The organism is Mesobacillus maritimus (assembly GCF_023715205.1).
In the GTDB taxonomy this organism is placed as follows: Bacteria; Bacillota; Bacilli; order Bacillales; family Cytobacillaceae; genus Mesobacillus_B; species Mesobacillus_B maritimus_C.
In genome coordinates, this window is record NZ_JAMBNR010000035.1 from 1 (window position 1) to 13,723 (window position 13,723).

Below are 13,723 nucleotides of genomic sequence, written 5' to 3' on the forward strand. Positions count from 1 at the left end.
CCAAAAATAAAAAGCGGAAGAAGCCCGTTTAAACCGCTAGGATGTTGGAGCTCTCGAGAAGAAGTCGCTTTTTGACTTCGCAGGAGAGAGCGAAACAGCCGTACGGTTTGGCTTCTGGAGCTAGATTACGAAAAGCGAAGGCGACTGTTCAACTTCGACAGACGTTGGAAAGCCGTCCATGCAAATCCCGATTTTGGATTTGTTTGGACGGATTGAAACGGCCGAGAAGTTAGGAGCCGTAGCTAGACAAATTGAAAGTTATTTTCGCTAACGCGAAAAAACTTAGATACTCCGTTTTACTTTTCTTCTTACAAACATTATCTAGTTTTGAGGGAACAAAGATTTTTGCGAAAGTAAAATGACTTTCCTTAACTAAATAGTCTGGTGACGATAGCGAGAAGGTCACACCCGTTCCCATGCCGAACACGGAAGTTAAGCTTCTCAGCGCCGATGGTAGTTGGGGGATTCCCCCTGTGAGAGTAGGACGTCGCCGGGCAAATTAAAAGCACAGATTTTTTATCTGTGCTTTTTTCTGTGTTTAATATCAAATAGACATTAATGCAAGGTAGATCTATTCTCTTGAAAGATTGGAAGTTTTTTAGTAAACCAACACTATCAATCGCAACCTGAACGCTATGACCAGCAAGTGCCTGGCCCTTGTTCATCAAAGTATAGGTGCTGCTAGCCATTCTGAGGACGGAAACAACTTGTAGATACTAAAGGGGCAGAGGACATTGACCCGGCTATTATTGTAAGGACAATGTCCTATTGTCAATCAACGGGTTGTATAATTGAGGAAGTGAATACTGTACGATATGGACATAAAATAATTTCTTGTAAACTCAAAGGCGGGATATAAACGAATGCGATTTATTGATAAAGTTAAGAATTGTATTGATAAACAGTATGGTAGACCAAAAGGTCTTATTGGAACATACATTGGTGAAAAGATGGTTCAACAACATAAACCAGAAACTTTGTGGACTATTGAGTTACTAAATGTTAACAAAAATGATCATATATTGGAACTTGGATGTGGTTCAGGCTATGCAATGAAACTTATTTTGGAACAAAAACAAGTAGATCAAGTAGTTGGATTCGACATTTCACCGACTGTAATCAGGACTGCCAAAATTCGAAACAAAAAGGCACTAAATGAAGGGAAAGTGAAAATTGTTCAAGGAACCGTTAAGAAATTACCCTTCGAAGATGAAGTATTTAACAAAGTCTTTAGCATACATTCTATTTATTTTTGGGAAGACTTGTCTGATACCATTTCAGAAATAGATCGAGTTCTTAGTCGAAGTGGAAAGTTAATTCTTACTCTTAGCGACGGGAAAAATGGAGAGACATGGGAAGGAATACGAGATTTAATAGAAGGAAAAGTGATTCCTTTATTAAAAGGAAAAGGGTTTATTGATGTTGAGCTAATAAAAGGTCCTAATTCAAGAGAATATCATACGGTTGCCGTTATAGGTAAGAAATCATCATACAACTGATTCATTTAAGGAAGTGTTTTATTTTGAATAAATGGTTATTAAACTCATAAAAAGAGCTTGGATGAAGCTCTTATTTTTTATGAGTTTATTTCGATGTTAAATTGGGACAATTGAAATATTATATTGAAGCTAATGAGTTTCTAATTTTCTAGCATATGGAACATTAGCTCTCTAAAGTCTCTTTCAAAAATTGAATCCATGTCCTTGTGGCAAAGGAGAGATAGCTTTCTTTTCTCCAGGCGATTCCTAGATTCCACTCTTTCTCTGGGGAAACGAGAGGCAATACTTTTAGCTTATGATGATGACTGTCAATTTCATTAAATTTGCTTTGGGGTAGAATGGTGATGCCTTGATGATTGGAAACCATTTCAATCATAAAATTCCATTGTGATGTTTCACAAATAATTTTGGGCTCAAAACCAAGTCTTCCGCATTCCGCGATAATGGTATCATGGATGGTGAATCCTTCTCGAAAGATAATAAAGTTCTCATCCACTAGTTCGTCCCATTTGACGCTCGCCTTGTTTGCGAAAGGATGCTGTTGGTGGACTAAAATCCGTAATTCTCCACTCAAGAAAGGAAAGAAATCATATGCCTCTTCATCAATTGGGTAAGGCATGACCACTAAATCAAGCTCTCCCTGTAGTAACGATTCTCTTAACTTCCTTGCGCCATCTTCCACAAACCGCACGCGGATTTCAGGATATTGAAGATGAAAGTTTGCAATCATATTCGTGAAAAATTCCGTACCAAGCATGGGGAATATGCCCATTTTAACGCTGCCTTTTTTGCTATTTTTCGTATCATCTAATTCTTGATAAAACTGTTGTAAAGTTTGAGAAACCTGCTGTCCATATTGATAGAGGAGTCTCCCTGTATCGGTTAGTTCAAGCTTCCTAGTTGTGCGAATTAACAACTTTACCTCTAATTCTTCTTCTAAATCTTTGATAACATTGCTGATATTCGGTTGGGAGATATACAGCGATTCTGCTGCTTTTGAAAAGCTCCCGTGCTTAACGACCTCTGTGAAGTATTGTAAATGTTTTAGTTCCATTCTTTCTCCTTAACTTATTAGGATTTCAAATAAATAATATAACATATATGTATTTAAATTATAAGTTAAACACAGGTAAACTATACAAGGAGAACATAATAACAATAGACCTATTAGGAGGAGTAAAAACACCATGGCGAACACGTTAAAAGAGAAGGTACTAGGGATTTGGAGTTTAGTTTCTTATGAAGTGACAGATGATCATGGAAATAAAACTTATCCAATGGGAGAAGATGCAACAGGCTTTATCATGTATCATCCAGAAGGCTATATGTCTGCGCAAATGATGAGTCCTAACCGTCCAAAATATGCATCTGGTGCTTTACATATTGGCACGCAAGAAGAAATGGCAGCCGCTGCTGGCGGGTATCTTGCTTATGCTGGTCCATATGAAGTGGATGAAGAGAATAACGTTGTCACCCATCATATGTCTGTTAGTATGAATCCAACCTGGTTAGGAGATTCGCAACCGCGGTATGTGAGCCTTGATGGAGATCTTCTTGAAATTACAAGCCCACCAGTTATTGTAGACGGGAAGAAGCAAAACACGAAGTTGGTTTGGAGACGTGTCCAGAATTAGGAATTAGGTTTAACAGGAATTAGTTTTAATACGATTGAAACAGGAGGATTAGGATGGGAACGCAGAAAGAACGTACAGTTATTGTGACCGGTGCGGCTCAAGGAATTGGGTATGCGATTGCCCAATCATTTATTGAGAATGGCGACTTTGTGGCCATCTTAGATTTGGATCTAGAAGCGGCGGAAAGCGCGGCTGAAAAGTTAGGTAATGCAAAAGGCTATAAAGTTGATGTTGCCAATGAAGAGATGGTGAAAAGTGCGGTCGACCAAATTATTGCCGATCGCGGAACCGTGGATATATTGGTGAACAATGCCGGATTGCAGCATATTGCAAAAGTAGAGGACTTCCCGATTGAAAAATGGAATCTACTACTAGGCGTTATTTTAACGGGAACCTTCTTAATGTCCAAGCATGTTATTCCAACAATGAAGAAACAACAAAAAGGTCGGATTATTAATATTTCTTCTGCACATGGTAGAATTCCGGATGCCTATAAATCTGCCTATGTTGCTGCAAAATTTGGTGTGGTTGGTTTCACACAAACGGCAGCGTTGGAAACTGCACAGGATGGGATCACGGTAAACGCGATCATGCCTGGGCCGGTACGGACAGAATTAATTGAAAAACAGTTACCCAAACTAGCCGCTGAGGACGGAACCACTGAACAAGAAGCTCTCAACCATCACATCTTAGGAAAACAATGGATGAAACGTTTGCTTGAACCATCCGAAATTGGGGCAACCGCTGTTTTCTTGGCCTCAGATGGTGCAGCAGCAATAACCGGTGAAGGTATTGGGGTAACAGGTGGAATGTAGGTAAGGTGAGGGGCGCGTTTCTAAAAAGGAATGCGCTCTTTATTTTTATTTCTATATCCCTTGGGACAGGTAAAGCTACTTTGTCTTAGGAATTTACGATTTTTTATGCCCAAAAGTCTAGTGTGTTTGGCTACTTTAATTGGGGCACCGAATTTCTACTGTTACAAAAGCAAAAAAACTATCACCCTGATGGTTACAAGGCTAACGGCAATCTCATTTGTATAGACAGTAGCGATTGCTGTAAAAAGATAACGAATGCTAAATATTTATCAGTGATTCGAAAAGAAGCACTTGCAAGATGAAAACATTGCGATACTTACATAATCTTATCCTAAAAATATGACACTTCTCCAAAAGTAGGAGAAGTGTCATATTGAATCCGATATCCTCTGAAATGATCCCGAATTTCCGCTCCTGTTGAGTCTCACTTGACATCTTTTATCCTGCAGAAGGTTTTATCCATTACAGGTTAAAACGTAGTTAAAACACCCGACAGGATTCATTCATCTAGGAAGTACCTATTTTTTTCTTTTCACACTTTTGGTTATCTTTTTCCATTTGTTTTTTTCTTCGATTTGAGCTTTTTTATCGGTTTTTCTCTCTAAGTAGGCTAGCTCTTTTTGAAGCTTGGCATAGCTCTGATATCGATTTTCATCTAGTGTTCCTAAAGCAATAGCAGACTGAATGGCACAACCCGGCTCTGATTTGTGGCTACAATCACGAAAACGACAATTCTCTGCTAGTTCTTCAATATCTTGAAAGCTGTGACTTAAAGCATTGTCACTTTCCCATAATTGAAGCTCGCGCATTCCAGGTGTATCAATGATGATTCCTCCTGATTTCAAAAGGAGTAGCTCACGATGCGTTGTTGTATGTCTTCCACGGTCGTCACCATCACGAACATCCTGAACAAGTTGTTTCTCCTCGCCAAGTAAAGCATTTGTTAAAGTAGATTTTCCTGCTCCTGAAGAGCCGAGCAATGCTACCGTTTTATTATCGTCAAAATATACTTTTAATTGATCAAGACCGGTATTCTCTTTCACACTGCAAGCATGAATCGGAACACCAAATGCAACAGTTTCAACTTCAGTAATTTTCTCTTCAATGTCCTGACAAAGGTCTGCCTTCGTCAGAACAATAACTGGATTTGCACCACTTTCCCAAGCCATTAGTAAATATCGTTCAATTCGACGCACATTGAAATCATTGTTCAATGCATTCACAAGAAAGACGGTATTTACATTCGAAGCAACAATTTGCTCCTCTGTTACATTCCCAGCTACCTTCCTTGAGAACTTACTATATCTAGGGAGAACCGCATGAATCGTTGCTTTACCTTCATTTTCTCTGATGGACAAAACGACCCAATCACCAACTGCAGGATAACTCTCGCGACTGAGAGACTCAAATCGAAACTTTCCTGATACTTCTGCTAAAACTTCACCATTTGTTGTAAAAACGCGATACATATGTTTATGCTCTAATGCAATCCTTCCTACTGAAAATCCATCCGCTTCATAGGTCTTGAAGCTTTCTTGTAAGGTTTCATTCCAACCTAATTGTTTTATATTCATCTATAAATTCCTCCAATTGAATCCTACTTTTAAATAGAAAAAGGACCGTACATAAAATACGGTCCATTCGCTAATATTGGGTACTACCCAACATGAGCATATAAAAAACCGTGAGCAAATACACAGCCCACGGTAACATTTAGGATTCAAAAAAAGGAAATTTTTAAATCAGTTTTTGTTCACAAGAGGGCTGTGTTTTTATATTCAGATCAGCTGCAAGTACCAATACAATGCTTTTCATAATACATCCCTCTCTTTCACGTTCTTTATTTACTATTGATAATTATAACAAGTAAAGAAAATTTTGTAAATAACTTATATGTAGGCTTTTTTTCTAAAAAAGTTCGTAAGTTTGAAAACAGTAGGGACAATGTGTGCCTGTCCCTATGGTTTATCCCGTTCGAACGCTAGTACGTACCTTTTGGATGGTTTTTCCTTCGTCGCTTTAGCTGTTTCCGTTTGTTTGCTTCCAATTAGATACAAGACCAAAATTACAACCATTAGTGCTGCGGAATAACTAAACGTCATGCCGTATCCAACACTTTTTGCTAAGAATCCGAGAGCTACTGAGCCGATGGCCATACCAGAATCGATAAAAATAAGCAGCATTGAATTGGCTGTTGCTTTTTTCTCGGGTGGAACAAGTGTTAAGGCCCAAGCTTGGGTGATTGGTTGAAGGACAGCAAAAGCGATTCCAAATAATGCCCCTGAAATCCAGACCATCATCATACTAGTCGAGAATCCTAATAGGAGCAAACCTCCAGCACCTGAGATAGCGGCTGGAATAATCAGGACTCTATGACCGAATTTATCAAAAATTTTCCCAGAGAAAGACCGAACGATCACCATTGCAATTCCTTGTGTGATAAAGAACTGTGAAATCCTTCCACCAACACCAATCTCTTTCCCGCATAAAGTTAACAGTTCCTGCAATGGTCATATAATTTAACGAAACCAAAATACTGGGAAGCAGGACACGCTTATCGAACATGTACTTATAGAAAGGTTCATTATTGGTTGCTTGTGGATGATCCTGTTCTTTTTTACCTGTATTTTTTGTGAAAAAGCTGCACACAAATGAAAAGGACATTAAGCCTAGAGTTAACATCATCATTGACTGGAATGAATAATTTGCAAGATAAGAAATGGCGATGAGGGGTCCAAGAGTCGTCCCAACGCTTGTAGACATAGCGAAAAAAACAATGCCTTCCCCTAATCGTGATTTAGGGACAATATTACTTGAAATTGTAAAGACTAGATTCGTTAGCATACAAAATCCAATCCCTTGTAAGGCTCGGATGAAGATCAAAAATCCAATCGAGTCATTTACAAACGTAAGGGCAATGGTGCCCAAAAAGTAAAGAAGCGAAACAATTAGGAGCAATTTCATATTCACTTTCTGGATAATGACACTGGCAAAAAAGCGCGTAATTAACGATGCTACCATTAAGGTCGTCGTCATGGTGCCGGCAATTGTAGGGTTATCACTAATGGTTGATACGTAAACTGGAAAACCTGCTGTGATCATGTAGAAAGCAGAGAACATGACTAAAGTCAATGATATAATGATGATATATTGATTTGTCCAAAGTTTCCCTTTTCTTCCCATCGTATATAAGACCTCCTTGCAAGGCTATTTCTAAAAATTTAAACGAGAGCAAATTTATTCTTTCCTTATTTTTAAAAAATATTTAATGGTCTAACAGGGACAGAGGTGAATCTTTTTCTTTTATAAGTTCACCGGCAATTTTGGATTTATAAGAAATACAATAAGGTTTGCTAAATGATAGTATTTTTAAAAAAGGGCGGGATAGCATGATTTTGGAAGCAGTAATGTTGCAAGTTAAGCAAGGGATGGAGAAGGAATATGAGGAAGCATTTCGAGAAGCATCGAAAATTATCTCTTCAATGAAAGGTTACATATCTCACGAATTGCAACGATGTATGGAAGTAAAGGGAAAATATTTATTGTTAGTGAAGTGGGAATCACTAGAAGACCATACAGTAGGGTTTAGACATTCAAAAGAATATCAAGACTGGAAAACACAGCTCCATCATTTTTATGACCCATTTCCAACCGTTGAACACTTTGAGAATGCTCATCTATAGAGTACGGACAGGTACATTGTCCTGAGATGATTGTAGGGACCAGGTGACCTTGTCGCTACGAAAAGGATGGTGTGGGGATGAAACAATTTTTCGTGTATGTGGTGGCTATTTTAGGGAGTAGTCTCCTCTTGGGATTTTCAGAGCGATGGGATGGGTATGAATGGCAGTTTGCCTTGCTGGGTGTAGGGTTATTTGCAGGTTCCGTAAAAGGGTGGAAGCGATTTCGTTTAAGTGGGTTTGGACTAGTGTTCATAACCGCTTATGGGCTATTTATGGTGAACTCGATTTTGTATTTACTGGCGCCGCGCATTCTTATCATTCTATTTAGTTGCTTGTTTGGTTTTATTCTTATCCGAATTTATCGGAATCACCGAGGTGCTGTCCTTGCCTCATGGTGGGTGGTTGTATTTAATATCATCATTTATATCGAAGCAGCCTCCAATGAAATCGTGTTTTGGTTCACAATTGTTACAACTGGGATTGGCGCCATCCTCGGTTTTCACCAACAGTCTTTGTTGCTTAAGCACTTTTTTACTGTACTATTCCTCCTGAGCGCTGGGGGAGTGCTAGCCGGCAGTCTCATCTTAAAATCATATACATATAGTTTTATTGTAATGCTAGTAGTTGTAATCTTTGGTGTAGGTGTCTATTTTGCTAAACGCAAGTGAATTAAATATAAATAACTCATTTAACGAAAGCTGTGAAATTCAGTCAGCCTTCAACTATAGGAGGGGAGAGATTCGATGGAGACAAAGATAAGCTTTAGGAATGCTACTGAAAAGGATTTAGATCGTATTGTTCGAATGCTTGGGGATGATGTTTTGGGAAGCAAACGAGAGCGTTACGAACAGCCGCTTCCTAGTAGCTATCTAAAGGCATTTGAGGCGATTGCATCTGATATGAACAACGAGTTAGTCGTGGCTTGTGAAGGTGAGGAGGTCATTGGGGTTTTGCAAATAACTTTTACACCTTATTTAACTCACCAAGGTGGATGGAGAGCTACAATCGAAGGAGTAAGAACGTCCGCTTCTGTAAGAGGAAAAGGTGTAGGGACGAATCTGATTCAATGGGCTATACAACGTGCAGAAGAACGCGGTTGTCATTTAGTGCAACTGACGACGGATAAACAAAGACCTGATGCGTTAAGGTTTTATGAAAAGTTAGGTTTTAAAGCAACACATGAAGGCTTAAAGCTGAAGCTTTGAGCCTTTTCCTCTTAGCCGCGTAAAATGAAATAGACAGGAATAAGCCTCGTCCCAGGTTTCAAAGGATGTAGAGGAGCAAAAAAAAATCCCCTTAGAAAGGGGGTTACCAAATTTAAAATAAACGTGCTTTCTTAGCAGCTTCAAAACTATCTCTAGCAAAATCAAAAGGGTTGCTCACTTTTTCCCAGTGAATATACATTAACCGTGGTTCATCGAATAGCCAGTGATTGTGAAGGGCAGTAACGAGGATTCCTCGCTTTCTGAGTTCGGTGATAAAAGGGTTGATTTCTTTTTGGAGGATAACTGTTTCACCTAAATTTAGCGTTTTACCATCTTTCGGGTTTTCGAAGGATAGTGCAAATGGTAGGGACAAGGGGGAGACTGTTCTTCTATTTAAGATTTTTGCATTTATGTCTCTAAGGCGTGAAACGACGCATACTCCATTTGAAACTTGAGCATTGCCACCTATTATTCTAGCTAATCTTTCACATGTTGATGCCATGTTTTTCACCTCCTTCCATCGTTCTTCATACATTATGTAAGAGGGTACAAGCATGCTTGGATTTGCACACAATTCGAACAAATTGTGCGTAAATACATTTTGAGAGATTCACTATCCTGTCTTTTGGATAAAAAGAAAGAAGTATGCTTATTGATGATCTGACTCTAGTTTGCTTTACAAATAACCTTAGGTTGTCTCCAGGTTTCGTGTAAGTCCTATTATTGACATATCGGAAATATTCGATATAAAATAATAGGATGGAACTAATCGATCTATTTAAGGCTTTATCAAACGAAACTCGGCTAAATATTTTACGGTGGTTGAAGGAACCCGAGAAGCATTTTCCTAAACAAGGCGCTCACCTGCCGAAGGAGGTAAGTTTTAAAGGGGGGGTCTGTGTAGGGGATATCCAAGAAAAAGCTAAAGCTTCTCAATCTACGGTTTCACACTACTTAAATATGATGCAGAAAGCGGGTCTGCTTGAATCTGTTCGTTATGGTCAGTGGACTTATTATAGAAGAAATGAAGAAGTCATTCATCAGTTAGCTGAATATATTAAAACAGAAATCTAATCGCTAGATTTCTGTATTTTTTGACTAACATATCGATTATTCTAGATATATAAATATGAAGATGGGGGAGAAAATTTAATGCGATACTTCGCATATATACTAGCATTATTAGCAGGGGCAGCACTTAGTTTTGAAGGAGCAATCTACGGGGAACTAGGGAAATCCATAGGACAGCTTGAAACTAGTTTTTATAACTTCTTTATGGGTTCGATCATCATTGGATTATTATGGCTATTCTTTGGAAAAGGGAAAATCTCTTATGTCGTTGAGGCACCTAAATGGACATTACTCGGCGGTGTTTTGGGGGTTGTTTATTTAACTTCAATTGTAATCAGTGTTCCTTTTGTCGGTGTTGGTATTACGATGGTTGCAGTCATTATTGGTCAACTGGTAATGAGCATGGTTATTGAACATTATGGCTGGCTTGGCAGTAAAAATTCTCGAATCAATAAAGAAAAAATGTTTGCCGTGCTTTCAATGATTATAGCACTTGTGTTAGTTAACTAGGAGGTAAAAATATGGGTATTTTCATGATTTTATTCACTTTATTAGGTGGGATCACATTAAGCGCACAATCGTCTATCAATGGTACACTAAGTCGTAAAGCAGGAACACTTGAAACAACACTGTTAACTTTTCTAACAGGAACATTGTTTCTAGCTATTTTTATTGTTTTCTTTAGTGAAGGAAATTTGCTCGCAATTCTTGAGGTACCTAAATGGCAATTAAGTGCCGCGTTTCTGGGCACTTTGTATTTACTTCTTACCGTCATAGCTGTTCCCAAAATTGGGGTCATTGCAACCAGTATTTTAGGGATCATCGGGCAGCTTGTCATTGGGTTGTTTATTGATCATTTTGGCTGGTTCAATAGCTTGGTGATTCCTTTAGACTTGAAACGTTCTTTCGCATTACTCTTTATGATGATTGCTCTTTATTTTGTTTATAAAGGAAATAAACGCTCAAGTGAAGCAAGTCCTGCCAAATCACATAATTAAATAATAGAACGCTGCAAAAAGTGTTCGCTAAAGAAGTTTTAAGTAATAGACATATCAATGTTCTTTAATAACAGGGTATTTCTAGAAGTAGAAATGCTCTTTTTTAGATGAACGGAAGGATGGTTCAATCATTCATACTGTATTAGCCTGTTACCGACAGGTGCGAATGTTGAAATAAGAATATGTAAAAAAATTCGGAGCAGTTCATCACAGTGAACTGCTCCTTGTCAAGAAGACAGTGGCAATAATAAAAAAACTAAGCGGCCTTAGCCCTGTATTTTATAGGGCTAAGGCCGTTTAGTCGTTGTTGGTATCGATCATGATTATAGAGGTTTATGTAGATTTCCATCAATCGATATTAAGAAAGGAACAAGTTCCTTTTAATTAGGTTCAACATGAACATGAACGTCATAAACACCATGTTCTTTCATTAAAGTTCGTTCTACATTTGTTGAAATATCATGAGCACTCGTAATATCCAATGTTGAATTCACAAGGATCACAACGTCAACAACCGTATTATTGCCATAACTTCTCGCCTTAAGGTCTTTGATTCCTTTTACACCATAAGTATTTAGAATCGTTTCTTTATAAGATTGAATCGTTTCTTCATCAAAACCATCCGTTAATTGATGGGAAGCTTCCTGGAAAATCCCCCATGCTGTTTTACAAATCAAAAAGCCCACCACGACGGCGGCTAATGGATCAAGCCATGCTAATTGAAATTGCGCCCCGATAATTCCGACGGCTGTTCCGATACTCACCCAAGCATCAGAAAGGTTATCCTTTGCTGCCGCCATAACCGATTGACTATTAATCTTCCTAGCTAGACTCTTATTATAACGATACACACCATACATGACGAGAGCGGAGAAAATACCGGTCCAAGCAGCAATCAAATCAGGGGAGGTATGTCCACCTTTAAATATAGAAGAAATTGCAGTATAAAGTACTTGAATCCCTACGACCATCATAATAAAAGAAGCTATCATAGAAGCAACGGTTTCGGCTTTCCAATGACCATAGGGATGATCTAAATCAGCCGGTTTCTGAGAAAGCTTTAATCCAATTAAAACAGCAATAGAGGCGATAATATCCGTTGTATTATTTAATCCATCGGCTCTCAGGGCCTCTGAATCCGCCGTATAGCCGATCACTAATTTTAAAATCGATAAGCAAATATAAGCAATAATGCTAAGAATAGCGCCACGTTCTCCAAGTTTTAGATCGCTATACTTTTGTTGATCTTCCATTTCATCACCTCTATTAAACACTCTCACTATCTTATCAAGCAGAATAGAAGTGGGTCTATAGAAACCTTTTTTCATCCCTAAACAAAAGTAATGTTTATACAAAAAAGTTGCCCGTGGGAAAGAAACACCTGCTGAACTGGTCACAAATCGCTTTACTGAAGTCAGATTATTCAAACCTAGTTAAATTCGAAGTGTCAGAAATCCTCTTTTAGCAGACCATGATTTAGGAAAGGCAGGTGATTTCTTTTTAAGATCAAAATGTAAGAAGAACGACTGGAATTTAAGATGAAAGAGGAACAACGATAACAGATTTGTTTATTAAGTAGGGGAGACGTGGAATGAATTGGAATGGGTTTATGGATATAGGGAGTTGTATCATTCATGAGATGGATTGTTGATTATACTGGTGTAAACAGATAGCCATCATGTTCATATAGAGTTCAAAGAAAAAGATAAATAGTGTAGGAAAAACTAGTCTCTAATCTAGATCATGATTAAAAAAATGAAAGTGGGATACCCCTCATCTTTTTATTTGATTTTTTAAGTTTAAAATATTCAAAGTTATTTCTTTTTGAATCTGGTCAATATTGAATTTAAATGTGGCTTTATTTCCTTTACTAAAGGTTTCATTGTATTCATGAAAGTAGCAGCGGTATCGATTGTTTCAAAAAGTAATTGTTGATCCACACCGTTAAGCAATTTCTCAATTTGATTTTCGGTTTGTTTTGTAGGTTCTTTTCTGCGATGTCCTAGGATCCAATCATGTCTTTGGTGTTTGTTTACGGGTGACGTTTGAAAATCCTCTGTTTTTTCTATTTCTTTTATTTCTTCTATTTCTTCCGGTTCTTGGCTATGATTCCTATGCCCGAACATTAATTTAGAAAACCGATCCATTTTATGCTCCGAAACTGAGTTCTTTTCATTCTCCATACGATTATTTCCCCCTTTCTTTGATAAACTATGCTCAACATCATTTAAAGGATTGGACAAAATATCCATATTTATGGTTGAAGGGGGGGGTTATAACTATTAGTGGGACGAATTATCTTGTGAGTTTTCATGTCATCGATCGCAAAGCGAATCTGCAGCAGATTATTTCGGTAATACATGTAAATGTAGAGAATAGAAGTTTAGTTGTAATCTTTAATGGAATAAAGAACGGTACGGAATTTGGCATTCTACAAAAAATTACCATTGAACCTGCGGAAGAGTTAGTGGTATTCTAATTTAGCTGCTTCGGTAGCACATCATTTTATATCACTTCACTTTTACTTTTCTAAAAAAGTATTTGACGAAATGACTTAGATGTTATATATTAATACTCTGCTGTTAAAACAACGGCATTAACATAAATGATTCGTTAAAATTTTTTATTGATTTTTAATAATAGTTATGTTAAAATAATATTCCTGTCGCTGATACGGCAGTGAGTGATTGTTCTTTGAAAACTAAACAAACAAGCGTCAACAAACAATATTTATCATGTTTCTTCTATTAATATAGGAAAACATGAGCCAACGTTTTTATTATGAGCTTAACTCATACTCTTATTTGGAGAGTTTGAT

The 13,723-nt window shown here is 37.8% G+C and carries 17 protein-coding genes, 1 rRNA gene and 1 pseudogene; 11 read left to right on the top strand and 8 right to left on the bottom strand.

Annotation, left to right across the window (positions count from 1 at the left end; genetic code table 11):
* Positions 1-380: 380 nt before the first annotated feature.
* Both rrf and M3182_RS25210 read left to right on the top strand, forming a co-directional pair.
* Positions 381-496 (top strand): 5S ribosomal RNA (gene rrf / locus M3182_RS25205).
* A 367-nt stretch (positions 497-863) separates the two neighbouring features.
* The gene (locus M3182_RS25210) at positions 864-1,499 is read left to right on the top strand and encodes a class I SAM-dependent methyltransferase (protein WP_251560577.1); all 636 of its coding nucleotides are present in this window, start codon (positions 864-866) and stop codon (positions 1,497-1,499) included.
* Positions 1,500-1,662: 163 nt separating this feature from the next.
* Here the strand turns inward: M3182_RS25210 and M3182_RS25215 are convergent, their stop codons facing one another.
* Positions 1,663-2,553: a LysR family transcriptional regulator gene (locus M3182_RS25215; protein WP_251560579.1), complete on the bottom strand. Its 891-nt coding sequence runs from the start codon at positions 2,551-2,553 to the stop codon at positions 1,663-1,665.
* A gap of 133 nt (positions 2,554-2,686) precedes the next feature.
* Here M3182_RS25215 and M3182_RS25220 point away from each other — a divergent pair, with 133 nt between their 5' ends.
* Together M3182_RS25220 and M3182_RS25225 are read left to right on the top strand one after the other, a co-directional pair.
* Entirely contained in the window at positions 2,687-3,133 is a 447-nt protein-coding gene (locus M3182_RS25220; protein WP_251560581.1) for a lipocalin-like domain-containing protein, read from the top strand.
* 53 nt (positions 3,134-3,186) lie between these two features.
* The gene (locus M3182_RS25225; protein ID WP_251560582.1) at positions 3,187-3,948 is read left to right on the top strand and encodes a 3-hydroxybutyrate dehydrogenase; all 762 of its coding nucleotides are present in this window, start codon (positions 3,187-3,189) and stop codon (positions 3,946-3,948) included.
* A gap of 518 nt (positions 3,949-4,466) precedes the next feature.
* Here M3182_RS25225 and rsgA read toward each other — a convergent pair.
* From rsgA to M3182_RS25240, 3 genes are all read right to left on the bottom strand, one after another.
* Positions 4,467-5,522 (bottom strand): ribosome small subunit-dependent GTPase A, encoded by a 1,056-nt coding sequence (gene rsgA / locus M3182_RS25230; RefSeq protein ID WP_251560584.1) that lies wholly within the window; start codon positions 5,520-5,522, stop codon positions 4,467-4,469.
* 384 nt (positions 5,523-5,906) lie between these two features.
* On the bottom strand, positions 5,907-6,371 hold the full coding sequence (locus M3182_RS25235; RefSeq protein WP_251560586.1) for an MFS transporter: 465 nt from the start codon (positions 6,369-6,371) through the stop codon (positions 5,907-5,909).
* The gene (locus M3182_RS25240) at positions 6,334-7,131 is read right to left on the bottom strand and encodes an MFS transporter (RefSeq protein ID WP_251560588.1); all 798 of its coding nucleotides are present in this window, start codon (positions 7,129-7,131) and stop codon (positions 6,334-6,336) included. The genes M3182_RS25235 and M3182_RS25240 overlap by 38 nt, the downstream gene beginning before the upstream one ends.
* A gap of 206 nt (positions 7,132-7,337) precedes the next feature.
* On the opposite strand from M3182_RS25240, the gene M3182_RS25245 reads away from it, so the two are divergent.
* The 3 genes from M3182_RS25245 to M3182_RS25255 all read left to right on the top strand — a co-directional run bounded on the left by M3182_RS25245 (position 7,338) and on the right by M3182_RS25255 (position 8,836).
* Positions 7,338-7,631, top strand: a complete 294-nt coding sequence (locus M3182_RS25245; protein ID WP_251560590.1) for an antibiotic biosynthesis monooxygenase family protein — start codon at positions 7,338-7,340, stop codon at positions 7,629-7,631.
* Positions 7,632-7,708: 77 nt separating this feature from the next.
* On the top strand, positions 7,709-8,299 hold the full coding sequence (locus M3182_RS25250) for a hypothetical protein (RefSeq protein ID WP_251560591.1): 591 nt from the start codon (positions 7,709-7,711) through the stop codon (positions 8,297-8,299).
* A gap of 75 nt (positions 8,300-8,374) precedes the next feature.
* Entirely contained in the window at positions 8,375-8,836 is a 462-nt protein-coding gene (locus tag M3182_RS25255; RefSeq protein WP_251560593.1) for a GNAT family N-acetyltransferase, read from the top strand.
* 112 nt (positions 8,837-8,948) lie between these two features.
* Here the strand turns inward: M3182_RS25255 and M3182_RS25260 are convergent, their stop codons facing one another.
* Positions 8,949-9,338 (bottom strand): DUF1259 domain-containing protein, encoded by a 390-nt coding sequence (locus M3182_RS25260; RefSeq protein ID WP_251560595.1) that lies wholly within the window; start codon positions 9,336-9,338, stop codon positions 8,949-8,951.
* Positions 9,339-9,595: 257 nt separating this feature from the next.
* Between M3182_RS25260 and M3182_RS25265 the strand changes: the two genes are divergently transcribed.
* The 3 genes from M3182_RS25265 (at position 9,596) to M3182_RS25275 (ending at position 10,905) form a co-directional block, all read left to right on the top strand.
* Positions 9,596-9,910: an ArsR/SmtB family transcription factor gene (locus tag M3182_RS25265; protein ID WP_251437597.1), complete on the top strand. Its 315-nt coding sequence runs from the start codon at positions 9,596-9,598 to the stop codon at positions 9,908-9,910.
* A gap of 78 nt (positions 9,911-9,988) precedes the next feature.
* Positions 9,989-10,417: a DMT family transporter gene (locus M3182_RS25270; RefSeq protein ID WP_251437595.1), complete on the top strand. Its 429-nt coding sequence runs from the start codon at positions 9,989-9,991 to the stop codon at positions 10,415-10,417.
* 11 nt (positions 10,418-10,428) lie between these two features.
* Positions 10,429-10,905, top strand: coding sequence for a DMT family transporter (locus M3182_RS25275; protein WP_251560597.1), 477 nt, complete (start codon positions 10,429-10,431; stop codon positions 10,903-10,905).
* A 256-nt stretch (positions 10,906-11,161) separates the two neighbouring features.
* On the opposite strand, the pseudogene M3182_RS25280 reads toward M3182_RS25275, so the two are convergent.
* The 3 genes and pseudogenes from M3182_RS25280 to M3182_RS25290 all read right to left on the bottom strand — a co-directional run.
* Positions 11,162-11,251 (bottom strand): annotated as a pseudogene (locus tag M3182_RS25280) (IS3 family transposase); the annotation flags it as partial.
* A 34-nt stretch (positions 11,252-11,285) separates the two neighbouring features.
* The gene (locus M3182_RS25285) at positions 11,286-12,158 is read right to left on the bottom strand and encodes a cation diffusion facilitator family transporter (protein WP_251560599.1); all 873 of its coding nucleotides are present in this window, start codon (positions 12,156-12,158) and stop codon (positions 11,286-11,288) included.
* 561 nt (positions 12,159-12,719) lie between these two features.
* Positions 12,720-13,088 (bottom strand): hypothetical protein, encoded by a 369-nt coding sequence (locus tag M3182_RS25290; protein WP_251437589.1) that lies wholly within the window; start codon positions 13,086-13,088, stop codon positions 12,720-12,722.
* A gap of 119 nt (positions 13,089-13,207) precedes the next feature.
* On the opposite strand from M3182_RS25290, the gene M3182_RS25295 reads away from it, so the two are divergent.
* Positions 13,208-13,384, top strand: coding sequence for a hypothetical protein (locus M3182_RS25295; protein ID WP_251437587.1), 177 nt, complete (start codon positions 13,208-13,210; stop codon positions 13,382-13,384).
* The last annotated feature ends 339 nt before the right edge of the window (positions 13,385-13,723 follow it).